This window comes from Rhodoligotrophos sp. CJ14, from assembly GCF_038811545.1.
In the GTDB taxonomy this organism is placed as follows: domain Bacteria; phylum Pseudomonadota; class Alphaproteobacteria; order Rhizobiales; family Im1; genus Rhodoligotrophos; species Rhodoligotrophos ferricapiens.
The window spans coordinates 509,758-533,294 of record NZ_CP133319.1; the positions used below are offsets into that span (position 1 = coordinate 509,758).

Annotated in this window: 23 protein-coding genes; 15 read left to right on the forward strand and 8 right to left on the reverse strand. The window is 62.0% G+C overall.

The annotated features are described in order from the left end of the window. Positions 1 to 327 precede the first annotated feature (327 nt). Positions 328 to 660 (forward strand): hypothetical protein, encoded by a 333-nt coding sequence (locus RCF49_RS02310; protein ID WP_342642436.1) that lies wholly within the window; start codon positions 328 to 330, stop codon positions 658 to 660. Here the strand turns inward: RCF49_RS02310 and RCF49_RS02315 are convergent. The 3 genes from RCF49_RS02315 to RCF49_RS02325 are packed head-to-tail and all read right to left on the reverse strand — an operon-like array spanning position 657 to position 5,775. After that, complete coding sequence (locus RCF49_RS02315) at positions 657 to 1,424, reverse strand: cyclase family protein (RefSeq protein ID WP_342642437.1); 768 nt, start codon at positions 1,422 to 1,424, stop codon at positions 657 to 659. The two genes, RCF49_RS02310 and RCF49_RS02315, sit on opposite strands and share 4 nt — an antisense overlap. Positions 1,425 to 1,429: 5 nt before the next feature. Beyond that, entirely contained in the window at positions 1,430 to 4,534 is a 3,105-nt protein-coding gene (locus tag RCF49_RS02320; RefSeq protein WP_342642438.1) for a multidrug efflux RND transporter permease subunit, read from the reverse strand. Between the two features lie 5 nt (positions 4,535 to 4,539). After that, entirely contained in the window at positions 4,540 to 5,775 is a 1,236-nt protein-coding gene (locus RCF49_RS02325; protein WP_342642439.1) for an efflux RND transporter periplasmic adaptor subunit, read from the reverse strand. Positions 5,776 to 6,050: 275 nt separating this feature from the next. Between RCF49_RS02325 and RCF49_RS02330 the strand changes: the two genes are divergently transcribed. Genes RCF49_RS02330 through RCF49_RS02345 form a run of 4 tightly spaced genes read left to right on the forward strand, consistent with a single transcriptional unit; the run spans position 6,051 to position 9,805 of the window. Beyond that, positions 6,051 to 6,830, forward strand: coding sequence for an ABC transporter ATP-binding protein (locus RCF49_RS02330; protein WP_432807384.1), 780 nt, complete (start codon positions 6,051 to 6,053; stop codon positions 6,828 to 6,830). Further along, complete coding sequence (locus RCF49_RS02335; protein WP_342642441.1) at positions 6,827 to 7,531, forward strand: ABC transporter ATP-binding protein; 705 nt, start codon at positions 6,827 to 6,829, stop codon at positions 7,529 to 7,531. Before RCF49_RS02330 ends, RCF49_RS02335 begins: the two co-directional genes overlap by 4 nt. 1 nt (position 7,532) lies before the next feature. Next, positions 7,533 to 8,534, forward strand: a complete 1,002-nt coding sequence (locus RCF49_RS02340) for a branched-chain amino acid ABC transporter permease (protein WP_342642442.1) — start codon at positions 7,533 to 7,535, stop codon at positions 8,532 to 8,534. Further along, a complete protein-coding gene (locus RCF49_RS02345) occupies positions 8,531 to 9,805 on the forward strand; it encodes a branched-chain amino acid ABC transporter permease (protein ID WP_342642443.1) in 1,275 nt (424 codons plus the stop codon). The genes RCF49_RS02340 and RCF49_RS02345 overlap by 4 nt, the downstream gene beginning before the upstream one ends. Positions 9,806 to 9,888: 83 nt before the next feature. Here RCF49_RS02345 and RCF49_RS02350 read toward each other — a convergent pair whose 3' ends face one another. Further along, complete coding sequence (locus RCF49_RS02350) at positions 9,889 to 11,097, reverse strand: ABC transporter substrate-binding protein (RefSeq protein WP_342642444.1); 1,209 nt, start codon at positions 11,095 to 11,097, stop codon at positions 9,889 to 9,891. Positions 11,098 to 11,373: 276 nt separating this feature from the next. Here RCF49_RS02350 and RCF49_RS02355 point away from each other — a divergent pair, with 276 nt between their 5' ends. Then, a complete protein-coding gene (locus RCF49_RS02355) occupies positions 11,374 to 11,610 on the forward strand; it encodes an Lrp/AsnC ligand binding domain-containing protein (protein ID WP_342642445.1) in 237 nt (78 codons plus the stop codon). A 19-nt stretch (positions 11,611 to 11,629) separates the two neighbouring features. On the opposite strand, the gene thiD is transcribed toward RCF49_RS02355, so the two are convergent. After that, positions 11,630 to 12,439, reverse strand: coding sequence for a bifunctional hydroxymethylpyrimidine kinase/phosphomethylpyrimidine kinase (gene thiD / locus RCF49_RS02360; RefSeq protein WP_342644105.1), 810 nt, complete (start codon positions 12,437 to 12,439; stop codon positions 11,630 to 11,632). A gap of 160 nt (positions 12,440 to 12,599) precedes the next feature. On the opposite strand from thiD, the gene purB reads away from it, so the two are divergent. Beyond that, positions 12,600 to 13,904, forward strand: coding sequence for an adenylosuccinate lyase (purB, locus tag RCF49_RS02365; protein WP_342642446.1), 1,305 nt, complete (start codon positions 12,600 to 12,602; stop codon positions 13,902 to 13,904). A 50-nt stretch (positions 13,905 to 13,954) separates the two neighbouring features. Here the strand turns inward: purB and RCF49_RS02370 are convergent, their stop codons facing one another. From RCF49_RS02370 to RCF49_RS02380, 3 genes are all read right to left on the reverse strand, one after another. Beyond that, positions 13,955 to 15,193: a hypothetical protein gene (locus RCF49_RS02370; RefSeq protein ID WP_342642447.1), complete on the reverse strand. Its 1,239-nt coding sequence runs from the start codon at positions 15,191 to 15,193 to the stop codon at positions 13,955 to 13,957. 8 nt (positions 15,194 to 15,201) lie between these two features. Continuing rightward, entirely contained in the window at positions 15,202 to 15,969 is a 768-nt protein-coding gene (locus RCF49_RS02375) for an HpcH/HpaI aldolase family protein (protein ID WP_342642448.1), read from the reverse strand. Positions 15,970 to 16,031: 62 nt separating this feature from the next. Continuing rightward, positions 16,032 to 16,358 (reverse strand): DUF1476 domain-containing protein, encoded by a 327-nt coding sequence (locus tag RCF49_RS02380; protein WP_342642449.1) that lies wholly within the window; start codon positions 16,356 to 16,358, stop codon positions 16,032 to 16,034. Positions 16,359 to 16,678: 320 nt separating this feature from the next. Between RCF49_RS02380 and purC the strand changes: the two genes are divergently transcribed. From purC to RCF49_RS02420, 8 genes are all read left to right on the forward strand, one after another. Further along, a complete protein-coding gene (gene purC, locus RCF49_RS02385; protein WP_342642450.1) occupies positions 16,679 to 17,455 on the forward strand; it encodes a phosphoribosylaminoimidazolesuccinocarboxamide synthase in 777 nt (258 codons plus the stop codon). Positions 17,456 to 17,499: 44 nt separating this feature from the next. Next, positions 17,500 to 17,742: a phosphoribosylformylglycinamidine synthase subunit PurS gene (gene purS, locus RCF49_RS02390; protein WP_342642451.1), complete on the forward strand. Its 243-nt coding sequence runs from the start codon at positions 17,500 to 17,502 to the stop codon at positions 17,740 to 17,742. 54 nt (positions 17,743 to 17,796) lie between these two features. Next, a complete protein-coding gene (gene purQ, locus RCF49_RS02395) occupies positions 17,797 to 18,483 on the forward strand; it encodes a phosphoribosylformylglycinamidine synthase subunit PurQ (protein ID WP_342642452.1) in 687 nt (228 codons plus the stop codon). Positions 18,484 to 18,516: 33 nt separating this feature from the next. Beyond that, a complete protein-coding gene (purL, locus tag RCF49_RS02400; RefSeq protein ID WP_342642453.1) occupies positions 18,517 to 20,727 on the forward strand; it encodes a phosphoribosylformylglycinamidine synthase subunit PurL in 2,211 nt (736 codons plus the stop codon). Between the two features lie 146 nt (positions 20,728 to 20,873). Further along, positions 20,874 to 21,110 carry a BolA family protein gene (locus RCF49_RS02405; RefSeq protein WP_342642454.1) on the forward strand — a complete coding sequence of 79 codons (237 nt, stop codon included), beginning with the start codon at positions 20,874 to 20,876 and terminating at the stop codon, positions 21,108 to 21,110. Between the two features lie 199 nt (positions 21,111 to 21,309). Then, a complete protein-coding gene (grxD, locus tag RCF49_RS02410) occupies positions 21,310 to 21,648 on the forward strand; it encodes a Grx4 family monothiol glutaredoxin (protein WP_342642455.1) in 339 nt (112 codons plus the stop codon). 197 nt (positions 21,649 to 21,845) lie between these two features. Beyond that, on the forward strand, positions 21,846 to 23,093 hold the full coding sequence (locus tag RCF49_RS02415; protein WP_342642456.1) for an MFS transporter: 1,248 nt from the start codon (positions 21,846 to 21,848) through the stop codon (positions 23,091 to 23,093). 13 nt (positions 23,094 to 23,106) lie between these two features. Beyond that, a complete protein-coding gene (locus RCF49_RS02420) occupies positions 23,107 to 23,508 on the forward strand; it encodes a hypothetical protein (protein WP_342642457.1) in 402 nt (133 codons plus the stop codon). Positions 23,509 to 23,537 lie beyond the last annotated feature (29 nt).

Sequence of the window (23,537 nt, forward strand, 5' to 3'; positions counted from 1 at the left end):
GGCGCAATGTCAGTCGACGACTTGGCATCGCACTCAACTTGCACGCCGCGCCGCCACCCGCTATTGTGCAATGCACATATCATGCTGCAACGCAACTCGCGTAAGCATGTCCATGTTTCGATCGCTCCTCCCCGGACGGTCGAAACGGGGCGGGTCCCGGCGGAGGCGGTGCGGATCCATCCAGGCCTTGAGCCGGGACCTGCCTTTGCCCTGCGAGACGATCCGCCGCTCTCAGGCTGCCATCGTTAACCCAGATTTTGCCATATTTCTCGACAGCGCTCGTGGCTTGCGATAGCACTCCGCAGATCCTATCCGTGCGGAGCATTCATGCCCGGGTCCCTTGCGCTGCGATTGTGTATTTCCGCACTTCTGGCCATGCCAGCAGGCCTTGCATCACCTGCCTGGGCAGAGGGCATTGACCCGGCCTATGACAGCTTTCTCGCTCAAAAGGCCTATGACGTGCCGACGAGGCAAGGACTGGGCCCCGCCGGCTATACCATCTCCGCTTTCCGCGATACACGGGGCCAGGCCGGCGCGCTCATGCTCGGTTCGGTGGGCGCAAAGCCACCACCGCCCGACCGCGCCGATCCCCGCTACAACTTCATTCCGTCCAGCGATTATGGCCAGGGCGCCGGCCTCAATCTCAGATTCGGCTTTTAATCGACAATAGCCACGGCACGCGTCCAGCCTGCCGAGGCACCACGGATTTTCACGGGGAAGCAGGCCAGCCGGAAACCATGGGCTGGCAAGGCTTCGAGATTGTGCAATTTCTCGATCTGGCAATAGCCCATCTCGCGCCCGGCCTTGTGCCCTTCCCAGATGATCGAGGGATCCCGGGTCTCGGCGAACCGTCGCGCCGTATGGGAGAATGGGGCATCCCAGCTCCACGCGTCGGTGCCAACGACGCGAATGCCCTGCCGCGTCAGATGCAGCGTTGCCTCCCGCCCCATGCCGCAGCCCCGGTCGACATAATCCGTCTCCCCATAGCGCGCGCCTGCGGCCGTATTGATGAGGACGATGTCGAACGGCTGTAACTGGTATTCGATGCGCTCGAGCTCGGCATCGATCTCATGCGGCAAGACCACATGCCCATCGGGTAGATGGCGGAAATCGAGCTTCACTGCCGGCCGGAAGAACCAGTCGAGCGGCAATTCGTCAATGGCGAGGGCGCGCACCCCGCCATCCATGGTCGGATGGTAGTGCCAGGGCGCATCCACATGGGTGCCATTATGGGTCGAGATATGCGCCATCTCCACCGCCCAGCCTTGACCTTCCGGCAAATCCTCGGGCCTGAGCCCGGGAAACAGGCCCGCAATCGTGGCCGCGGTGTCCCCATGGGTCTGATAATCGATGCGGACCCGCTGGAACGGCGGATCCGCTGGCACGTCATTCTCCAGCGGAATCGAAAGATCGATGAAGCGCATAGGGCTCAACCTGTTGGTGATCCGGCGGGAGCGGCCCCGCCACCTGATTGCAAGGCGTCCAGCCGCTCGCGCGCCGCATGATGGTCGCGCGCCACATAGACATAGACGGCCGGCGTCACGAACAGCGTGAACAGCGTGCCGATCGTCATGCCGGCCGCGATCACCAGGCCGATATCGAACCGGCTGCGGGCGCCCGCGCCATCGGCGATCAGCAGCGGCACCATCGCCACCACCATGGCGGCAGTGGTCATCAGGATCGGCCTGAGGCGCACACCGGCCGCATGGACGATCGCCTCGAGCTTGCTCATGGCCTCCTCCTCCTGAAGCTTGTTGGCAAACTCCACCATCAGGATGCCATGCTTCGAAATGAGGCCGATCAACGTCACGAGCCCGATCTGTGTATAGATATTGATGCTGGCAAGCTGCGGGATCATCGCGATGGGCAACAGCGCCCCGAACATCGAGGTGGGCAAGGCGATGAGGATGATCAGCGGGTCGCGGAAACTCTCGAACTGTGCCGCCAGCACCAGGAAAATCACGATCAGGGCGAACACAAACGTATAGATCAGCGTATTGCCTTCCTGCACATACTGGCGGCTCTCGCCCTGATAATCATAGCTATAGCCTTCTGGCAGGATCTCATCCGCCTTCTGCTGCAGGAAGGTCAGCACGTCACCCTGGGTGCGGCCGGGGAACGGGACGCCAGAGAGGGTTGCCGAATTGAGCTGCTGGAAGGTGGTGAGCGCGTTCGGCTGCACCGTCTGCTCGATCATGGCGAATGTTGACAGTGGGACCATGCGCCCTGACGAGGTGCGCACCTCGTAGCGATTGAGCCAATCGACGGTCATGCGATATTCCCGCGGCACCTGCGGAATGGTCTTGTAGCTGCGCCCGGCCAGATTGAACCGGTTCACGTAATTGCCGCCCAGCATGGTGGCGAGGCTTGCCCCCACTTCGCGCATATTGACGCCGAGCCGGTTCGCCTTGTCATGATCGATCTTCACCTCGATCTGCGGCGAGTTGAAGCGCAGGTCGATATCGGTGAACAGAAACAGCCCGCTCTGATTGGCGGCCGTCTGCAGCTCCTGAGCGAGGTTGGCGAGCTCCTCATAATCGCCCGTGGTGGTGATGACGAATTGCACCGGCGCTCCGCCCGTCGAGCCCGGCAGCGGCGGTGGCGAGATCGCCAGCGCCTGAATTCCCGGGATGTTGGCAAGCTTGCCCTGCAGCTCCTGCAGGATCTGCTTCACCGAGCGCTCGCGCTCGCTCCATGGCTTGAGGATGAGCCCGCCAATTGCCTGCTGCACGCCCGCCGAGCCATTAATCATGAAGTAATTGGCATATTCCGGAACGGCCATGAAGATCTCACCGAGCTGATCCGTATAATGCTCGAGATAATCGAGATTGGCATATTCCGGCGCCGAGATGATGTTGAACAGGAACCCCTGGTCTTCATCGGGCGCAAGCTCCTTCTGCGCGGTCGTATAGAGAATGCCCGTGGCAATGATGGTGCCGAAGAGGACCATGATCATTGCGGGCTTTGCCGCGAGCGTGCCGCGCAGCCGCCGCTCATACCGCGAGCGCAGGCTCTCGAACCGCCGGTTGATGAAGCGGGTGAAGCGGGTGTCACCCGTCTTGGCGTTGAGGAGTTTCGAGCACAGCATCGGCGACAGGGTGAGCGCCACGATGCCGGAGACGATCACCGAGCCTGCCAGTGTGAACGCAAATTCGCGAAAGAGAGCACCGGTGATCCCGGTGGTGAACCCGATCGGCGCATAGACCGCCGCAAGCGTGATGGTCATCGCGATCACCGGCAGCGCGATCTCGCGCGCGCCTTTGATCGAAGCCTCGAACGGCGTCATCCCCTCCTCGATATGGCGGAAGATGTTCTCCACCACCACGATCGCATCATCCACCACCAGCCCGATCGCGAGCACGAGGGCGAGCAGGGTGAGCAGGTTGATGGAATAGCCGAGCGCCAGCAGCATCACCATCACCCCGATCAGCGATAGGGGTATGGTGACGATCGGGATCAGGGTCGACCGCAAATTGCCAAGGAACAGGAAGATGACCACGATGACGATGACGGCCGCTTCGCCCAGCGTCTTGATCACCTCCTCGATCGAGGCGTTGATGAAGTCGGTCGCATCATAGGCGATCGAGGCTTTCATGCCCGAAGGCAGCTGCGCCTGGATCGCCGGCATCGCATCACGCACATTCGAGATGACCGTGAGCGGATTGGCGGTGGGCGCCGTATAGATGCCCATGAACACCGCCTTGAGCCCGCCGAAGACTGAGCTTGTGTCGGAGCTCTCCGGCCCGAGCTCGATATCGGCGATATGGCCGAGACGGATCAGCGCATCGCCATCCTGCTTCACCACGAGCTGGGCGAAGGCATTGGCGCTGGTGAGCGACGTATCCGCATTGATGGTGGTTTGAACGAAGTCGCCCTTCACCTGCCCCGCCGCGCTGGTGAAATTATTGGCGGCGAGGGCCGTGGCGACATCGGTGGGTGTCACGCCCAGCGCAGCCATCTTGTCCGGCTTGAGCCAGGCGCGCATGGCAAAGGTTTGCCCGCCGAGGATCTGCGCGTTGGAGACGCCGTTGATCGTCTGCAGCCTCGGCTGGACCACGCGGGTGAGGTAATCCGTGATCTGCGCGCCGGTCATGGTGTCGCTGTTGAAGCCGATATACATCAGCGCAAAAGCATCACCCGTCTGCTTGACCACGACCGGATCATTCGACTCTTCCGGCAATTCGCCCCGGATCTGATTGATCTTGGAGAGAACGTCGGTCGCGGCGCGGTCCGGGTCGGCATTGAGCCTGAGATTGAGGGTGACGGTCGAAGTGTTCTGCGTGGATGATGAGACCAGCGTATCGACACCCTCGGTGCTCGCCACCGCCTGCTGGATCGGGGTCGTGATGAACCCTTTGATCAGGTCGGCATTCGCGCCGGGATAAGTCGTCGTGATGGTGATCGTGGTATTGGTGAGCTCGGGATATTGCCGGATCTGGAGGCTGAACATTGCCCCCAGCCCCACCAGCAGGATCATCAGACTGACAACCGTCGCCAGCACCGGCCGCTTGATGAAGATATCGGTGAATGTCATGGCCGTCAGCCTTTCGGCGGCGTCTTCGGTGGCACGAGCGGGTCGCTATTGTTGATCCGCGCCGTCATGCCGCCCTGCAGCTTGTTCTGGCCCGAGGTTGCGACCAGCTCGCCGGCTTTGATCCCCTCGATGATCTGAATGTCATCACCGAGCTGCGCACCGACCTTCACCACCCGCCGCTCGACCTGATAGAGCGCATCGGGCGAGGCCTGGTTCTGATCGGGCTTGTCCTTCGGCGCGGCATCCTGCTCCTCCGCATGCGCCGCCTCCACCATGATCCCGCTGCGATTGCTTGAGACGGCCGAGCCGTTCCCCTGCTGATCCTTCTGCTTGGTCAGCACGAAGACCGTATCGCCATAGAGACTGTAGGTGACAGCGGTCGACGGCACGGTCAGCACCATCTGCTCGTCCCCCACCATCACCTCCACATTGGCGAACATGCCCGGCAGCAGCCGCTTATCCGGATTGGGCAGGCTCGCGCGCACCAGCATGGCGCGTGTCTCCGGATTGATCCGGCTATCGAGCGCATCAACCTTGCCCTTGAACACCTCACCCGGATAGGCATCGGTCTTCAGTTCCACCGTGAGCCCCTTGCGGATGTCGGCCGCATCCTGCTCGGGCACCGGAAAATCCACAAAGATGGGATCGAGTGTCTGTAAGGCGACGAAAGCTGTGCCCGGTGTCACATACTGGCCCACATCGACCAGCCGGATCCCGAGCCGGCCATCGAAAGGCACGATAATGCGCTTCTTGGCGATTTGCGCGCGCGTGAGCTCGACGGCCGCTGCGGCGGAATCCCGCGCCGCCAGCGCCTCGTCAAAGGCGGATTGCGGAGCTGTGCGTGTCTTATAGAGCTGGCTCTGACGCTCGAAGGTGAGCTGTGTCCGCTTGAGATTGGCAAGATCGCTCTTGAGCTGCGCCTGCTCGGTCGAGTCATCGAGCTGGACGAGGGCCGTCCCTGCGGTAACGTCCTGGCCCGATTGGAAATTCGCTTCCACGATCTGTCCGGCAACTTCCGAGGTGACTTCGATACCCCGGGTCGCCCGCAGCGTGCCGATCGCCGCAATCCGCCTCTGCCAGGGCCGCTCCTTCGCTGGCGCAGCTGACACTGTCACGGTCGGCATCGGCGAACTGGATATGATCTTCCTCACAAGCTCGGGCTCGAATACGAGCTTGTAGTAGCCGATCCCGCCGACGACGGCGACGACGAGGAGGCCGACGATCAGAAGCCGCTTGATCATGGGTTTGATCCAATAAGGCCGGTCCCGGCCGGCTCAAACTACGCTCCCTCGGACGATCATCTTTCCTGAAAACGACCCGTGATCTATCCGAGCCGCCACCTGTAGCAGGCTAATTATCGAGGTCAAGCCTACTCGCGCTTGTTTTGCCACCGCGGACAAACTAATGAGAGTGCAGCATGTTCAACGCTGTCTTCAAGACCCGCGTCCCTTTCTAGGCGCGGCAGCATCGCTCCTGTTGCACGTGACCGCAAGAAGAACGGACAAGCATGGCGCCGATCATCGAAGTCAATCACGTCACGAAATGTTTTGCCAGTCTTGTCGCGGTGGATGATTGCACGCTCAGTGTCGAACGGGGCTCGATCACTGGTCTGATCGGGCCCAATGGCGCGGGCAAGTCAACCTTGTTCAACATTGTCGCCGGCCGCTATGCGCCCGATGAGGGAACCGTCAAGCTCGACGGACAGGATGTCTCCGGCTGGCCGCCGCATAGATTGTTTGCCGCCGGGCTCGCACGCACCTTCCAGATCCCGCACGAATTCTCCCATATGACGGCGATCGAGAACCTGATGATGGTGCCATCCGGCCAGTCCGGAGAGAACCTGTTCTCCGCGTGGTTTCAGCCGGGACGGGTGCGAAGCGAGGAGGCCGCCGTGCGCAAGCGGGCGGAAGAGGTGCTCGCCTTCCTCAACCTCTCGCATGTGCGCAATGAGCTTGCGGGAAACCTTTCCGGCGGACAGAAAAAGCTGCTGGAGCTCGGCCGCACCATGATGACCGAGCCGCGTGTCGTGCTGCTGGATGAGATCGCCGCGGGGGTCAACCGGACGCTGCTGCGTGATCTTGCCGATAACATCCTGCGGCTCAATCGCGAGCTCAATTACACCTTCTTCCTCATTGAGCATGACATGGATTTCATTGCCAGGCTGTGTGACCCGGTGATCGTCATGGCGCAAGGCAAGGTCATGACCGAGGGCTCGATCGCCGAGATCCAGAAGGATGAGCGGGTGATCGAAGCCTATTTCGGCGGCGCGCCCAAGGCCGAGGGCGCACATCCATGAGCCTGATCGAAGCATCCGACCTCCATGCCGGCTATGGCGGCATGAACATTCTCAACGGCGTCTCACTTGCCATAGAACCCCATGAGATCGGCGTCATCGTCGGCCCCAATGGCGCAGGCAAATCGACGACCCTCAAAGCCCTGTTCGGCCTGCTCACCATCTCGCAAGGCAAAGTGACGCTCGAGGGCCGCGATATCACCAATGGCGAGCCGGATCGGCTGGTGCCGCTCGGCATGTCCTATGTGCCGCAGGAGCACAATGTCTTCGTGTCGCTCTCGGTCGAGGAGAACCTCGAGATGGGCGCTTTCACCCGACGCGACAATTTCCGCCATTTGATCGACAGGGTCTACGAGATCTTCGAGCCCCTCAAGGCCAAGCGCCGTCAGCCCGCCGGCGAGCTTTCAGGCGGTCAACGGCAGATGGTGGCAATTGGCAGGGCACTGATGACCGAGCCTAAGCTTTTGCTGCTGGACGAGCCCACCGCAGGCCTTTCCCCGCTCTTCATGTCCGAAATTTTCGACCGGATCATCGCTATCAATCGCCAGGGAGTGGGCGTGCTCATGGTTGAGCAGAATGCCAAGCAGGCGCTTGCCATCGCCCATAAGGGCTTCGTTTTGGCCTCCGGTCAAAACCGGTTCACCGATACGGGCCCGGCGCTGCTTGCCGATCCCGAAGTGGCCAGAAGCTTTCTCGGGGGCTGACATGGTCGAACTGGTCTTCTTCCTGAACAAGGTGGTATTGGCCGGCCTGATCATAGGCTCGGTCTATGCACTCGGCGCGGTGGGCGTCACGCTCATCTTCTCCATTCTGCGCTTTGCCCATTTCGCCCATGGCGACATGATGACGGTCGGCGCCGGAATAAGCCTGATCTTCTCCGTGATGTTGATGAGCCTCGGGCTCCAAACCTCCGTTCTGGCGGTCTATCTCGCCGTGCCACTGGCCATGATCGCCACCGCAGCACTGGCCATCGGCATTGATCGCATCTTCTATAAGCCGCTGCGCGATCGAGGCGCGCGGCCCATCGTGCTGGTGATGGCCTCGATCGGCGTCATGCTGATGATGCAGGGCCTAGTCCGTATGATTGGCGGCACCGCGGCCCGCGATATGTATGTGACGGGCCGCAAGGAGATCTACCGCATTCCCTTACCCTTTGCCGATGACAGGCCATTGATCATCACCGAGCCGCAAATGCTGCTCATCGTGCTCACGGTGCTTGCCGTTGTGGCCCTGCATCTGTTTTTGACCCGCGCTCGCCTGGGCAAGGCCATGCGCGCCATGTCCGATAACCCGATGCTGGCGCGCGTCTCCGGCATCAACACGGACAAGGTGGTGCGAGCCACATGGATCATCGGCGGCGGGCTCGCTGCTCTTGCCGGCACGATGCTCGCTTTCGATGTGAGCCTGAAGCCCGACCTTTCCTTCAATATCCTGCTGCCGATTTTCGCAGCCGCCATTCTCGGCGGCATCGGCCAGCCCTATGGTGCGATCCTCGGCGGCTTTGTCGTCGGCTATGCGGAAACGCTCGCAGTCTTCAACTGGGCGATCTTGCTGCGGCCCTTCAAGGAGACCTGGATCGGCACGCTCGATCTGCCCGGCCAGATCGCCTTCGTGCCCACCGAATATAAGCTCATCGTGCCCTTCGTCATTCTGGTGGTGATCCTGATCTCTCGTCCCACCGGCATCCTCAAGGGACGCGTGCTATGAACGCGATATCGCCCGCCAGCCGGGATCTCGGACTGCTCGCCCTGCTCCTTGTCATTCTCGGCGGTGTATGGCTCGCGCTGGGCCTGCCCTTCACCTTGCGCATGCTGGTCGAGGCCAGCTGCTATGCCCTGCTCGCGCTTGGCCTGACCATTCAATGGGGCTACGCGGGCCTGTTCAATGCCGGCATTATGGGCTTCGTGGCCCTTGGCGGCTTCATGACCGTGTTCCTCTCCTTCCCGCGCAACGAGGCCTTCTGGCAGAGCAGCATGCCGCTCGAGCTTGCCCATGTGCTGCTTTTGGCTGCGGCCGGCGCCATTGTGGTCTTTGCCGCAAGCAGGCTCACCCGGATCGGCGCGCCGAAAGGCTTACGCACGGCCGTCACCCTCATCGTTCTGGCCATTGCCTATCTCGTGGTGATGAGCGCGCTCGATCCGGTTGCGAGCAAGATCGAGGGAGGGCCCGGCTGGATCGGCGGCATGGGACTGCCCGTGGGCTTCGGCTGGGTCGGCGGCGGCATCCTCGCGGGGCTCGTCGGCTATGCCATCGGCCGCATCTGCCTTGGCCTGCGCAGCGATTATCTCGCCATTGCCACGCTCGGCATTGCCGAGATCATCAAGGCGCTGCTCAAGAATGCGGACTGGCTCACCCGCGGTACCCTGACCGTATCGCCCCTGCCCTGGCCGGTGCCCCATGCGGGAGATCTGGGCTTCATCGGCGCCCGCGCCGCCTATCTCGCCGTCACTGCGATCATCATCGTGCTAGTCTATCTGCTGCTGGAGCGCGCCTATCACGCGCCTTGGGGCCGCATGATCCGGGCGATCCGCGACAATGAGATCGCCGCGGCCGCCATGGGTAAGAACGTGAATGCCCGCCGCCTGCAGATCTTCACCCTCGGCTGTGTCATCATGGGCGTGGGCGGTGCCGCGCTCGCAAGCTTTGTCGGGATTTTCGACCCTGGCGGCTTCGTGCCCCTCAACCACACCTTTCTTATCTGGGTGATGGTCATTCTCGGCGGCGCCGGCAACAATCGCGGGGCGATCTTCGGTGCGCTGCTGGTCTATGTGATCTGGGTCATGTCGGAACCGGCCGCGCTGTTTCTGTTCGGGCTTGCGCGCGATCTCGGCCGCGACTGGTTCGGCTGGGTCGCACCATCCGATCTCGATTCTCGCGCCCTCCAGATGCGCGTCTTCGTGATCGGCCTCACCATCACGCTGGTGTTGCGACTGGCCCCGAGAGGCCTCATGCCCGAGCCCGTCCGCCGCATGGAATAGCGGGAGACCATTCGCGTGCGGAGCAAGGGAGGGAGCAACTGCGCCCGGGCCAAGCACGAGGCTCGCCGGGCGCATGACGGTCGTTAATCGATCTGTCCGACTTCGGCGAAATGGCCGTCCTTCACCACCACCTCGACGATGACGCCGGGCACGTCACCCTTCTCATCGAAGGTCATGGAGCCGCCGGCACCGGCATAGTAGATATCTTTGCCCTGAGCGATGAGGGACTTCGCCTTTTCCCATTCGCCCGGCAGAATCTGCTCGCCCTTGCCGCTGGCAACTTCGCGCAGCGCCTTATTGAGGTCGGCTCGCTCGGCCTTGCCGCTCTTCTCGATCGCCAGCGCGATGAGGAAGGCAGCATCATAGGCTTGCGGCGAATAGACGGCGGTTCCATCGAACCCCGCCTCCTTGGCCAGCTTGGCGAAGATTTCCGCACCGGGAATTTCCGGCCGCCCGGCCTTGGTGCCAATCATGCCCTGCAGACGATCAGCGCCGATCGCCGTCACCAGATCATCGGCGATCATGCCGTCACCGCCAACGAATTTCTGGAAATCACCACCTTCAATGGCCTGACGGATGATGGTCTGACCCGATCCCGAAGCATAGGCCAGCACCACCAGCGTGTCGGCGCCGGAAGAGGCCAGCTGACCGATCTCGGCCCGATAATCAGCCTTGCCCTCCTCGTGGGCTTCCTTGGCCGCAACCGTGCCGCCGGCCTCGGTAAAGGCCTTCTCCAAGGCATCCGCAAAGCCCTTGCCATAGTCGTTATTGACATAAGTGATGGCGATATTGTCGTAGCCTTTTTCCTTCAGCAGCTTGGCCATGGCCTCGCCTTGGAAGCTGTCGGACGGAGTGGTGCGGAAAACGAGATCCTTGTCATCGAGCGATGAGACCGCGGGCGAGGTTGAGGCCGGTGAGATCATCATGACCCCCGCCGGAATGGCCGCGCTATTGGCAATCGCGATCGTCTCGCCCGAGCAGAGACCGCCAACGATCGCCACCACCTTTTCGGCATTCACCATGCGGTCACCGGCAGCCGCCGCGGCCGTTGCATCCACGCAAGTTGAATCACCGCTGGCCAGTTCGATCTTCTCGCCTTTCAGCAACCCGCCTTGCTCGTTCACATGCTTGACCGCGAGCTTTGCCCCCTCGAAAATGGGCGGCGTCAGTGCTTCGATGGGTCCGGTGAAGCCACCCAGGAAGCCGACCTTGACATCTGCCCAGGCGGCGGGGGCAGTCAGCATCGTCACGCAAGCCGCCGCAAGCAGTGACCGTCGGAAAACGCGCCTCATTCTGGTACCCTCCTCCATTCTGATACCCTTGGCCATCCCTGGCCCGAGATCCTCGCCGATACTGAGCACTGGAGCATTCTGTTGTAAAGGCTGACCCCATCGACAGTCTGCTGTATTGGTGAAGATGCGGCCGCGCCGATTGCGCGCGAGATCATTTTCGAGCGAAGCGGATAGCCCGTTTCGTGAAGAAAATGCGGCCGGACAGAGGTTTGGAGCGGTCCCGCTTGGTTGAGAAAGCGAGAACGCGCCTAGCGTATGCCCCATAGAGGATGGTTCATGAAGCCGTTTTTCGTCCAGATCAAATGCGCCCTCGGCAAGGCCTACACAGTGGCCACCGCCATCGCGGATGCGGAGATTGCCTCGGAGATCTATTCAACCGCCGGCGGCTATGATCTTCTGGTCAAGTTCTACCTTTCCGAAGGAGAGGATATCGGGCACTTCATCAATGAGAAACTGCACACTATTCCCGATATCGTCGACACCTACACGATCATCACCTTCCGCGCCTTCTGAGCCCGCTCATGCGGGTCTGTCACTCAGCGCCCCATACTGCGTGAAAGTGGTGAACCGGCCCATGACCATGGCCGACCTTGAGCCGATCCGCTGCGGCAATGGCGCCGGCAAGATAAGCTTTGGCGTCCGTGATCGCTTCGTGAAGCGATGCCCCCCGGGCAAGCAGCGCGGCAATGGCGGATGACAGCGTGCAGCCGGTTCCATGGGTGTTCTCGGTCGCAAGACGCTTTGCTCGGAATGTCTGGCTGGCCTCTTGTGTCAGCAGGAGATCGGGGCTTTCAGGTCCACCCAAATGCCCCCCCTTCAACAGCACGGCCCGCGCCCCGCGATCGCGCACCGCTTGGGCGATGGCCGGCATATCGGCTTCGCTGATCTCACCGCGCCAATCCCCCAGCACCGCCGCCTCGGGAAGATTGGGCGTGACGAGATCGGCCAAGGGAAGAAGCTCATGGCAGAGCGCATCGATGGCCTCGCGCTGCAGCAGCCTGTCGCCGCTTTTGGCCACCATCACCGGATCGAGCACCACATGCCGCGGCCGGTGGCGGCGCAACCCGTCGGCCACGGCCGCGATTGTATCGGCGCGGCTCAGCATGCCGATCTTCACGGCTGCGATATCGAGATCCTCGAACACCGCATCGATCTGCGCCGTCACCATATCCACCGGCACATCGGAAACGCCCGTCACCGCCTTCGTGTTCTGCGCGGTGATCGCGGTGATCACCGAGGCGCCATAGACCCCGAGCGCGGAGAAGGTCTTGAGGTCCGCCTGAATTCCGGCGCCACCGCCCGAATCCGACCCGGCAATGGTGAGAGCGATCGCGATGGCCATTCTGCTATAATCCATTATTGCTCATCACAGATGAGCATTCCGTTCCTGCCTGCAAGGCTTAGGCGGTCTCGCGGCAGACCGCAATAAGCGCCGGCCGCATTGAGCATTGTGCCGGCATTTGCTAAGCAGCCCCCACATTCCATGTTGCGAGCTTGAGCCGATGATCCCCCGTTACACCCGCCCCGAAATGGCTTCGATCTGGTCGCCCGAGACCAAATTCCGCATTTGGTTCGAGATCGAGGCACATGCGCTCAATGCCATGGCGGAGCTGGGCCTGGTGCCCAGGGAGGCGGCTGAAACGGTCTGGGAGAAAGGCAGCAGCGCTACTTTCGACGTCGCGCGGATCGATGAGATCGAGCGCGAGGTCAAGCACGATGTCATCGCCTTCCTGACCCACCTCGCCGAGATCGTTGGGCCTGAGGCTCGTTTCGTGCACCAGGGCATGACCTCCTCCGACGTGCTGGATACCTGCCTAAACGTTCAGCTGGTGAGGGCAACCGACCTCTTGCTCTCCGATATGGACGCGCTGCTCGCGGCCCTGAAGCGGCGCGCCATCGAGCATAAGCATACGCCGGTGATCGGCCGCAGCCACGGCATTCATGCCGAGCCCACCACCTTTGGCGTAAAGCTCGCCACCTTCTATGCCGAATTCTCCCGCGCCCGCGAGCGCCTGCTCCATGCCCGGGAGGAGGTTGCCACTTGCGCCATCTCCGGCGCGGTCGGCACATTCGCCAATATCGACCCGCGGGTAGAGGAACATGTCGCCGCCGCCATGGGCCTCAAGCCGGAGCCGGTCTCAACCCAGGTGATCCCGCGCGACCGGCATGCGATGTATTTTGCGATCCTTGGGGTGATCGCGAGCTCGATCGAGCGGCTGGCAACCGAAATCCGCCACATGCAGCGCACGGAAGTGCTCGAGGCCGAGGAATATTTCTCGCCTGGCCAGAAGGGCTCCTCCGCCATGCCCCATAAGCGCAACCCGGTCCTGACCGAAAACCTCACCGGCCTTGCGCGTCTGGTCCGCTCCGCCGTCGTGCCGGCCATGGAGAATGTGGCGCTGTGGCACGAGCGCGATATTTCCCATTCCTCGGTTGAACGCGGCATCGCCCCGGACGCCACCGTCCATCTCGATTTCGCGCTCGTCCGGCTCACCAGCGTCATCGACCGGCTGGTGGTCTATCCCGAAAACATGCAGCGCAATCTCGACCACTTGGGCGGCCTCGTCCATTCCCAGCGGGTGCTCCTGGCGCTAGTTGCCGCTGGTGCCCAGCGCGAGGATGCCTATCGCCTGGTCCAGCGCAATGCCATGCCCGTCTGGCGGGGTGAGGGAAACTTCCTCGATCTCCTCGAGAAGGATCCGGAAGTCTCTGCCTTGCTTGATGATTCACAGCTCGAGGAATTGTTTGACCTCGGCTATCACCTCAAGCATGTCGACACGATTTTCGCGCGGGTCTTCGGCCAATAGCACGAACGCGTATCTGCTGGCCTGGCAAACGGGGCTTTAAGGCCCCCACCTCAGTCCAGCAGATTCTCCCGGCCCACCTTCACCCGCTTTACGCCTCCATAGGCGATGATATCGGCAGTGGCATAGGTCTCTTGCAACCGCTCCGGCAGGAAGCTGCCGGTGCCCACCACATCGACGGGGGCGCGCGCACCGCCCATCACCAGGCATTTCTGGGTGTCAAACCCGCTCGATGCGACAATGCCCGCTTGGCGATAGCCGGCCTCATCCAGCGCGCGGCGCACATGGATGATGCTGGCAACCGACACTCCCTTGCCGAACAGGATGCGGCGCACCTGATCGATCAGGATGTTGGCGGCATCGAGCTGGAACGCGCGGACGCCCAAGACTTTCTCGACAATATTATATTCGCCCTCGACCCCGAGCCACTGGCCCACCGTCTCGACCGACCTCTCGTAATCGAGCCCCTGGGCGAAGCGGCCGCCATGGGTGTCGAGCCTCACGCTGAAGCTGCGCCCCTGCTGATCAAGCCCCGCTTCGTCATAGAACCAGCGGGCGCACCGCACGGAATCATCGACCTCGCGCCCTTGATAGTCGACGAGAGCCGTGATCACCCGCGTCTCCGTGTTGACCTCGGCAAACAGCTTCAGGGCCTCGAGCACGTCGCCGCCGCTATAGCCGATCAGGGCATGCGGCATGGTGCCCGAGCCGAACTGCACGCCATAGAAGGGCGCGGTGAGATCCTGCGAGGATCCAATGAAGCCCTTGGCTTTCGGATCTTCCGCACGTGCCGCCTCGCTGCCCACGGAAGCGCCATAGGCCGCGAGCAGATTCATTTCCGGCCCTGTTGCATGTCGCGCATGCATGTCGAGAAAGCTCGCATAGGGCAGCGCCCGGCACATGTCGTACGCATTATTGGCGCAGACGCAGGGAAAGCCGATCTTCTGCAGGAGCAATGTCTCGATTTCTGCGAGCTTCGAGAACGGCCCGGTGATCTCGATCAGCTTCTTATGTGCGGGAACGATTTCGCCCTCGGCAAAGAAACGCTTTATGGATGCCTCCGGGCAGTGCCACTGCAAGAGCCGCAGTGCCGGCTCGATCGCCGCGACGATACGGCGGCGCAGAAAGATCGCATAGGTCACCTCCGTGTCCCCGTGCGCTTCCGCGATCCTGCGGGTGTGGCTGAAATATTTATCGGTTTGATGCGCCAGAGGGCCGGCGGCAGCGGACAGCTCGACAATCCTGGCGAGCATGCTCTCTTTCAGGACGCTACGCGCGGTACTCTGGTCCATAGAGCCACTCAGTCCTTCTGCCGAAGCGCGCTCAATGCGGCAGTGCTGCCGGCGGCCATGAACGCGAGATCGCTGCCCACCGTGATGAAGCGGTAACCCAAAGCGAGCCGCAACGCAGCCTGCTGCGCGTTTGGCGTGAAGATGCCGGGGCACAGATCATGGGCCCTGGCCACCGACGATATGGTGCGTAATGCATCCATGACCTCGACCTTGCCGTCCGGCTCCTGCGCGCGGCCCTTGGTCATGGATATGGTGAGATCACTTGGCCCCACAAAGAGGCCGGTAAGGCCCGGCGTGGCGGCAATGCTCTCCAGATTGGCGAGAGCCTCGCCTGTTTCGATCATGGCAAAGAGGGCTGTCCGCTGATTCGCCCGGGCCAGATAATCGAGCCGGTTAAGGCCGCCCGTGGCCATGGCGCGATAGGCACCCCAGCTGCGCTTGCCCTCCGGGGGATAGCGCATGGCCTCGACGAAGGCGGCCGCATCCGCCGCCGTATTGATCATGGGGGCGATGAGGCCGGCCACGCCCAGATCGAGCATGCGCGCGCCTATGCTGAGGCCATCCAGCGGCAGCCGGGTCAGAGCGGGCTTTCCCATGCCGCTGATCGCCATGATCATCGCCCGCGCCTCGCCATAGCCCATCATCCCATGCTGCAGGTCGATGGTGCAGGCATCCCACCCTTCGCGAGCGAGCGCCTCCGCCACGATCGGATCGGGCACGGTCGACCAGGATGACAGGACCAGATCAGAGCCACGCAGACGGTCGACGAAGGTCATGCCATTTCTCCGGGAACTCGCTCCTGGTGCCGCAGTGAGATGTCAAAGGAACGCGGGCGGTCTCACTTCACCTGCGACCGGACCTGCTCAGTAGCCTTCTGCAGCAGCTCGTCCATTGTGCGGCGGATCTGGTGATCAGACTGTTGCACGTTCTTCGCGTCGAAATCGCGGCGGATTTTGCGAAAAACATCGTCATCGCCCGCCTCTTCGAAATCGGCGGCGACGATGGAATTGGCATAGTCCTCCGCTGCATCGCCGCTGAGGCCGAGCTTCTCGGCGGCCCAAAGTCCGAGCATCTTGTTGCGCCGGGCATTCGCCTTGAACTGCAGCTCCTCGTCGAGCACGTATTTCCGCTCAAAACCCTCTTCGCGCTTGTCGAATGTCGTCATAGTGCTCCACTCATAAAGCCATCGCGCTGATCCAGCCTTGAGGCTTAAGCCATAGCTTTGCGCGAGAGCCAAATCAACTGGCCTCAGCCGATTAGCCATAATGATCCCTACCCTTGCGTTCCCGTCGGGATGCGCCTAATTGCAACCGCTGTTGAAATCGGACGGGTTCATGCCCAGTTTCGTTGTGCTTGCAGCCGTTGTGGAGTAGCGTCTCGCGAGCAGAGGAAGCTTCGCTCGGATCCATCCTGGCTCACCGTTTCGGGAGATCCGCTGAAGGACAAGCGGTCCGACGTCCAAGAGCCCAATCGAGGATTTTAGTCATGAACAAGAACCGTCGCCGGGTCTATGAAGGCAAGGCGAAGATTCTCTATGAAGGTCCGGAGCCGGGCACCCTCGTCCAGCATTTCAAGGACGATACGACGGCCTTTGACAAGCAGAAGCACGAGATCATCGAGGGCAAGGGCGTCATCAACAATCGCATCTCGGAGTTTGTCTTCAACAAGCTGAACGAGATCGGCGTACCCACCCATTTCATCAAGCGCCTCAACATGCGCGAGCAGCTGATCCGCGAGGTGGAGATCATTCCCCTCGAGGTGGTGGTGCGCAATGTTGCCGCGGGCTCCCTCTCGAAGAAGCTCGGGCTTGAGGAAGGCGCGACCCTCCCACGCTCGATTGTCGAATTCTATTACAAGTCCGATGAGCTGCACGATCCCATGGTCTCCGAAGAGCATATCACCGCCTTCGGCTGGGCAACGCCCCAGGAGCTCGACGACATCATGGCGCTCGCCTTGCGCGTCAATGATTTCCTCTCCGGCCTTTTCCTCGGCATCGGCATCCGGCTCGTTGATTTCAAGATCGAGTTCGGCAGGCTCTATGAAGGCGAGATGGTGCGCATCGTCGTAGCAGACGAGATCAGCCCGGATTCCTGCCGCCTCTGGGATGTCCAGACCAACGAGAAGCTTGACAAGGACCGGTTCCGCCGCGATTTGGGCGGGCTTGTGGAAGCCTATCAGGAGGTCGCGCGCCGCCTGGGCATCCTCACCGAACAGGACCAGCGGGAGCGCAAGCGCCCGGTGCTGGTCAAGAGCGACCGCTAGCCCTCGCGCTGGCGGCTGGATTTGCTGATGCGGGTTGGAGTGTTATGAAGGCGAAAGTGACGATCACCCTGAAGCGCGGCGTGCTCGACCCGCAGGGCAAGGCCATCGAGAAGGCACTGCATACGCTGGGCTTCGATGCGGTGGAGGGTGTTCGCCAGGGCAAGTTCATCGAGCTTGACGTCACCGCCACCGATGAGGCCTCGGCCCGGGCCGAGGTTCAAGCCATGTGCGAACGGCTCCTGGCCAATACCGTGATTGAGGATTACCACATCGAACTGGCGCGCTAGTCGCGCCTTGTCAGTTGCCAGGGCAACATCTCTTCTGAGCAGCGTAACCCAAAAATGAAATCCGCCGTCATCGTCTTCCCCGGCTCCAATCGCGAACAGGACATGGTCGCGGCCTTGCGCAAGATCCATGGCAGCACACCCGAGCTCGTCTGGCATGGCGATACGAGCCTGCCCGATGTGGAGCTGGTGGTACTGCCCGGTGGCTTCTCCTATGGTGATTACCTCCGCTGCGGCGCGATTGCCGCGCGCTCGCCCATCATGGCAGACATCGTGGCCAAGGCGGAAAAAGGGCTGCGCGTGCTGGGGGTCTGCAACGGCTTCCAGATCCTGACCGAATGCGGCCTGTTGCCGGGCGCCTTGATGCGCAATGCATCCCTCAGGTTCAACTGCAAGCTCGTGCATCTGCGCATCGAGAACACCGCGACCGACTTCACCCGGCGCTTTGCCAAGGGCCAGGTTGTGCGCTGTCCCGTCGCCCATGGCGATGGCAATTACTTCGCCGATAGCGAGACCCTGGCGCGCCTGGAGGGTGAGGGCCGGGTCGTGTTCCGCTATTGTGATGCAAACGGCGATGTATCGCCCGCCTTTGCGCCCAACGGCTCCGTCAACAACATTGCCGGCATCATGAACGCGCGCGGCAACGTCGTTGGTCTGATGCCGCATCCCGAGAATTTCATTGAGCCGCTGCATGGCGGCAGCGACTGCCGCCCCCTGTTCGAAAGCCTGCTCGACGCGGCGTGAGGCGCGTCAGGGCCACCCCGACCCGAGATCTTAATGATTGCCAATGACGTGAACATCACCCCTGAGCTCGTTGCCGAACACGGGCTCAAGCCCGATGAATATGCGCGCATCATCCGCTTGATCGGCCGCGAGCCGAGCCTGACCGAGCTCGGCATCTTCTCGGCCATGTGGAACGAGCATTGCTCCTATAAATCATCCAAGCGCTGGCTGCGCACCCTGCCCACCAAGGGTGACCGAGTGATCCAAGGTCCGGGCGAGAATGCGGGGGTGATCGATATTGGCGATGGTCTGGCCTGCATCTTCAAGATGGAGAGCCATAACCACCCCTCCTTCATCGAACCTTATCAAGGCGCGGCAACGGGCGTCGGCGGCATCCTGCGCGATGTCTTCACCATGGGTGCAAGGCCGATCGCCGCATTGAACGCGCTGCGCTTCGGCGATCCCGAACACCCCAGGACGCGGCACCTCGTGGCCGGCGTGGTGGCGGGCATTGGCGGCTATGGCAATTCCTTCGGCGTGCCAACCGTTGGCGGCGAGGTCAATTTCCACCCGCGCTATAATGGCAATATTCTCGTCAATGCCATGGCCGTCGGCATCGCCCGCACCGACCGGATTTTCTACTCCAAGGCCTCCGGCGTCGGCATGCCGATCGTCTATCTTGGCTCCAAGACCGGGCGCGATGGCATTCACGGCGCCTCCATGGCCTCCGCCGAGTTCGACGAGGATGCGGAGGCCAAGCGTCCGACCGTTCAGGTGGGCGATCCCTTCTCCGAAAAGCTGCTGCTGGAAGCCTGTCTTGAGCTGATGAGCCGTGATGCGATCATCGCCATTCAGGACATGGGCGCTGCAGGCCTCACCTGCTCGGCCGTCGAGATGGGCGCCAAGGGCGACCTCGGCATCGAGCTCGATCTCGACAAGGTGCCTTGCCGGGAAAGCGGGATGACGGCCTACGAGATGATGCTCTCGGAAAGCCAGGAGCGCATGCTCATGGTGCTCAAGCCCGAGAAGGAAGCCGAAGCCGAGGCGATCTTCCGCAAGTGGGGCCTCGATTTTGCCGTCATCGGCCGCACGACCGACGACCTCCGCTTCCGCGTGTTGCACGGCGGCCAGCTCATGGCCGACCTGCCGATCAAGGAATTGGGCGACGAGGCTCCGGAATATGACCGGCCATGGACCGATGTCACGCCGCCCGCTCCCCTGGCCGAAGGCTCGGTGCCGCCGCCCAATGACTTCGCCCAGGCCATTCTCAAGATCATCGGCTCTCCCGATATGTCGTCCAGGCGCTGGGTGTGGGAGCAATATGATCATCTGATCCTGGGCAATACGCAGCAGAAGCCCGGGGGCGATGCGGCCGTGGTACGCCTTGGCGACAGCCGCCGCGGGCTGGCGATGTCGGTCGATGTGACCCCGCGCTATTGCGAGGCCGATGCTTACGAAGGCGGCAAGCAGGCAGTGGCCGAATGCTGGCGCAATCTCACCGCGGTTGGTGCCGAGCCCATCGCGGTCACCGACAATCTCAATTTCGGCAATCCCGAGCGTCCCGAGATCATGGGCCAGCTGGTGCGGGCCATCAATGGTATCGGCGATGCCTGCCGCGCCCTCGGCTTCCCGGTCGTGTCCGGCAATGTTTCGCTCTATAATGAAACGAATGGCCGCGCCATTCTGCCAACCCCCGCGATTGGCGGCGTGGGCCTCATCGAGGACCTCGACCGCACAGCCGCGGTCGCCTTCGGGGCGGAAGGCGATGTCGTCCTGCTGGTGGGCGTCCATGGCACCCATTTGGGCCAGTCGATCTATCTGCGCGAGGTGCTTGGCCGTGAGGACGGCCCGCCGCCCCCGGTTGACCTTGCGGTCGAGCGGCGCAACGGCGACTTCATTCGTTCCCTGATCAAGGCGGGGCAAGCTACGGCGTGCCATGATATTTCTGACGGTGGCCTTGTGGCAGCCCTTGCAGAGATGGCCATGGCCGGCCGCATGGGCGCGCGCATCACCGTTCCCGGCGAGCCGCATCTTGCCCTCTTCGGTGAGGATCAGGCGCGCTATGTCGTCACCTGCGAGGTCGATGACGTGGATGCGATCCTGAATGCGGCATCCCAGGCGGGCGTTCCGGTCGAGCACTTGGGTGCGGTGGGCGGACAGGCACTGGAGATCGAGGGGATCGCCAGCATCCCCGTCGACCGGCTCGTCGCGGTGCATGAGGGATGGTTCCCCGCCTTCATGGAGAAGGCCGGAACAGATGCCTAGAGCAATTTCGATGCATAGCTATGCGTTCGTGGCAGAGAATGCGACGAAGCAGGATGTTGAGCGGTTCCCCTCGGTGAAAACTGCACCAGGCGACAAGCCGCACAAAAACCAATAATATGACACGATTGGGGTAAGGGGCTGGCACGATGGCAATGGATGCAAAACAGATCGAGCGTCTGATCAAAGAGGCGCTGCCTGACGCCAAAATTGAAATCCGCGATCTTGCCGGCGATGGTGATCATTATGCCGCGACCGTGGTTTCAAAGTCCTTCAAGGGCAAGACTCGCGTGCAGCAGCACCAGCTTGTGTATCAGGCGCTTCGTGGAGCGATGGGCAACCAGCTTCATGCCCTCGCCCTGCAGACCTCAGCACCTGAGGACTGAAGCATTTTGGAGCGACATGGACACCGGTTTGCGTGAAGGAGATGCGACCCGGGCAAACACTTGAGCGCGGTTTTGCTTGCGCGCGCGAAAAGCGAAATGGCTCTCGAGCAGGATCTTTAACACACAAAACCGGATCCCCACTTAGGGCGGAATGATCCGGCGCCGCCGGCGACCGGCAAGCGAAAAGAGGACCCGCATCATGAGCGATGTCATGCAGTGGATTGACCAGCAGGTGAAGTCGAACGACGTGGTGTTGTTCATGAAGGGGACCCCGGATGCCCCCATGTGCGGCTTCTCGGGTCAGGTGGTGCAGATCCTGGATTATCTCGGCATCCCCTATGCCGGCGTGAATGTGCTGAGCTCGGATGAACTGCGCAACGGCATCAAGGCCTATTCCGATTGGCCGACCATCCCGCAGCTCTATGTGAAGGGCGAGTTCATCGGCGGCTGCGACATTGTCCGCGAGATGTTCCAGAAGGGCGAGCTTCAGGCACTGCTCGAGGAGAATGGCATCGAGGCCGAGCAGCAGAGCGCCTAACCCAGGTTCTGCGCGGCCCGTTTCAGCAGTCAATTGCTGCTGCACAGATCAATCGGCTTGAAAGAGGCATCAATCCTCTTGATGATTCTGTCGGGTGAATCATTTTTCTTCATACCTGACATCAGGAATGCGCATTAGTCCGGCTGCGCGGCTACGCGATAAAATACCAGCGATGTTTGTGTCTTAAGGGATCATCGATGTCGCGCTCCGGACTGGATGCCGAGCCCCTATGGCGGCGTACCGAGATCATTATCATCGCCGGCTGCATCATCGCGGCAATCGGCTTCGGCATTCGGGCAAGCTTCGGCCTGTTCACCCTTCCCATAACCGAAGCCTATGGCTGGGATCGCGCGACCTTCGGCATGGCGATCGCCGTCCAGAACTTGGTCTGGGGCGCCACCCAGCCCATCGTCGGCGGCCTGGCGGATCGCTATGGCACGGCCCGGGTATTGGCAGTCGGCGCCATCATCTACGCGGCCGGCCTTGTTGCCATGTCCCTGCCGCAAACCGCCCCGGTGTTCCTGGTGAGCGCTGGCGTCATCGTCGGCATCGGCATTGCCACTGCCTCTTTCGCCATCATCATGGCGGCCTTCTCGCGCCGCGTCGGCCCTGAGCGCCGCTCATGGGCATTCGGCATTGCGACCGCCGCCGGCTCCATGGGGCAGTTTCTGTTTGCACCGCTCGGCCAGGCCTTCATCAGCGCCTATGGTTGGCAAACCGCCCTCGTTCTGCTTGCCGCCTGCATGCTGATCTGCGTACCGCTTGCCGCCGTGCTGCGCGGCGGGGCAGAGACTGCCAACCCGAAAAGCCAGGAAGTCGAGACGACCCTGCCCTTGTTCCAGGCTCTGGGCCGGGCACTCACCCATCGCAGCTATGTGCTGCTCACCATCGGCTTCTTCGTCTGCGGCTTTCAGCTCGCCTTCGTGACCACCCATATGCCGCCTTATCTGGTCGAAGGCGGTGTTGATGTAGGCATTGCCAGCACCGCGATCGCCCTTGTCGGCCTCTTCAACGTGGTCGGTTCCTACATGGCGGGAATGCTCGCCACCCGCTATGCGAAACCTTACCTTTTGGCCGCCATCTATGCCGGCCGGGGCATTGCCACCATCATCTTCCTGCTCCTGCCACTCTCGGGCGTTTCCGCACTGGTCTATTCCGCTGTCATGGGCCTGCTATGGCTCTCGACCGTGCCGCCGACCGCCGGTCTCGTCGCCATCATGTTCGGCACCCGCTATATGGGCATGCTCTATGGCGTCGTTTTCTTCAGCCATCAGATCGGTTCATTTTTTGGCGTTTGGCTCGGCGGCTTGCTCTATGACATCTTTGGGTCCTACGCCCCGGTGTGGTGGATCAGTGTGATACTCTGCTTCATGGCCGCCCTGATCAATCTGCCGGTGCGCGAGCATGCCGCACCCAATTTCGGGCGCGCAGCAGCACAGGCCTGAAGGAGCCGGGATCATGCCCGGAACAGTGAACCCGCCGCGGAGAATGCGTCCCCATTGGCTCGCTGCAGGCGTTGCCGCCGGCATTCTCCTGATCTGGCTCGTGATGATGGCGGTGGCGATTCGTGATGCCGCCCTGCCGCCCCATGCGTCCGGCCGAATGTTCGCCGTCTTTCCACCCGGGCTCGGCGAGACTGCCATCGTCAACAGGATTGCCGCGGCCGGCGGCCAGCCGGTCCGCAAGACATGGCTCGGCTCGGTCTGGGTGGTGGCGGGAGACAAGCCCGGACTTGCCGGTGCCCTGAAGGAGCAGGGCGTGCTTGGCACCTATGGCGAATTGCCGATCGGCCTGCAGCTTGCCGGCTGCTTTGCCTGGGCCGATGCCCGGGTCGGCCAGATGCTGACGATGACGCCGTGAGGCGATGCTCCAAGCATCTTCGAGCGAAG

Coding starts and splice junctions, on each gene's coding strand:
- purC (WP_342642450.1), top strand. CDS start 16,679: ATGAACAAGAACCGTCGCCGGGTCTATGAAGGCAAGGCGAAGATTCTC.
- thiD (WP_342644105.1), bottom strand. CDS start 12,439: ATGGCCATCGCGATCGCTCTCACCATTGCCGGGTCGGATTCGGGCGGT.
- RCF49_RS02345 (WP_342642443.1), top strand. CDS start 8,531: ATGAACGCGATATCGCCCGCCAGCCGGGATCTCGGACTGCTCGCCCTG.
- RCF49_RS02335 (WP_342642441.1), top strand. CDS start 6,827: ATGAGCCTGATCGAAGCATCCGACCTCCATGCCGGCTATGGCGGCATG.
- RCF49_RS02325 (WP_342642439.1), bottom strand. CDS start 5,775: ATGATCAAGCGGCTTCTGATCGTCGGCCTCCTCGTCGTCGCCGTCGTC.
- purL (WP_342642453.1), top strand. CDS start 18,517: ATGATTGCCAATGACGTGAACATCACCCCTGAGCTCGTTGCCGAACAC.
- RCF49_RS02370 (WP_342642447.1), bottom strand. CDS start 15,193: ATGGACCAGAGTACCGCGCGTAGCGTCCTGAAAGAGAGCATGCTCGCC.
- RCF49_RS02375 (WP_342642448.1), bottom strand. CDS start 15,969: ATGACCTTCGTCGACCGTCTGCGTGGCTCTGATCTGGTCCTGTCATCC.
- RCF49_RS02315 (WP_342642437.1), bottom strand. CDS start 1,424: ATGCGCTTCATCGATCTTTCGATTCCGCTGGAGAATGACGTGCCAGCG.
- purB (WP_342642446.1), top strand. CDS start 12,600: ATGATCCCCCGTTACACCCGCCCCGAAATGGCTTCGATCTGGTCGCCC.
- RCF49_RS02420 (WP_342642457.1), top strand. CDS start 23,107: ATGCCCGGAACAGTGAACCCGCCGCGGAGAATGCGTCCCCATTGGCTC.
- RCF49_RS02320 (WP_342642438.1), bottom strand. CDS start 4,534: ATGACATTCACCGATATCTTCATCAAGCGGCCGGTGCTGGCGACGGTT.
- RCF49_RS02350 (WP_342642444.1), bottom strand. CDS start 11,097: ATGAGGCGCGTTTTCCGACGGTCACTGCTTGCGGCGGCTTGCGTGACG.
- RCF49_RS02415 (WP_342642456.1), top strand. CDS start 21,846: ATGTCGCGCTCCGGACTGGATGCCGAGCCCCTATGGCGGCGTACCGAG.
- RCF49_RS02355 (WP_342642445.1), top strand. CDS start 11,374: ATGAAGCCGTTTTTCGTCCAGATCAAATGCGCCCTCGGCAAGGCCTAC.
- RCF49_RS02405 (WP_342642454.1), top strand. CDS start 20,874: ATGGCAATGGATGCAAAACAGATCGAGCGTCTGATCAAAGAGGCGCTG.
- purQ (WP_342642452.1), top strand. CDS start 17,797: ATGAAATCCGCCGTCATCGTCTTCCCCGGCTCCAATCGCGAACAGGAC.
- RCF49_RS02340 (WP_342642442.1), top strand. CDS start 7,533: ATGGTCGAACTGGTCTTCTTCCTGAACAAGGTGGTATTGGCCGGCCTG.
- grxD (WP_342642455.1), top strand. CDS start 21,310: ATGAGCGATGTCATGCAGTGGATTGACCAGCAGGTGAAGTCGAACGAC.
- RCF49_RS02310 (WP_342642436.1), top strand. CDS start 328: ATGCCCGGGTCCCTTGCGCTGCGATTGTGTATTTCCGCACTTCTGGCC.
- purS (WP_342642451.1), top strand. CDS start 17,500: ATGAAGGCGAAAGTGACGATCACCCTGAAGCGCGGCGTGCTCGACCCG.
- RCF49_RS02380 (WP_342642449.1), bottom strand. CDS start 16,358: ATGACGACATTCGACAAGCGCGAAGAGGGTTTTGAGCGGAAATACGTG.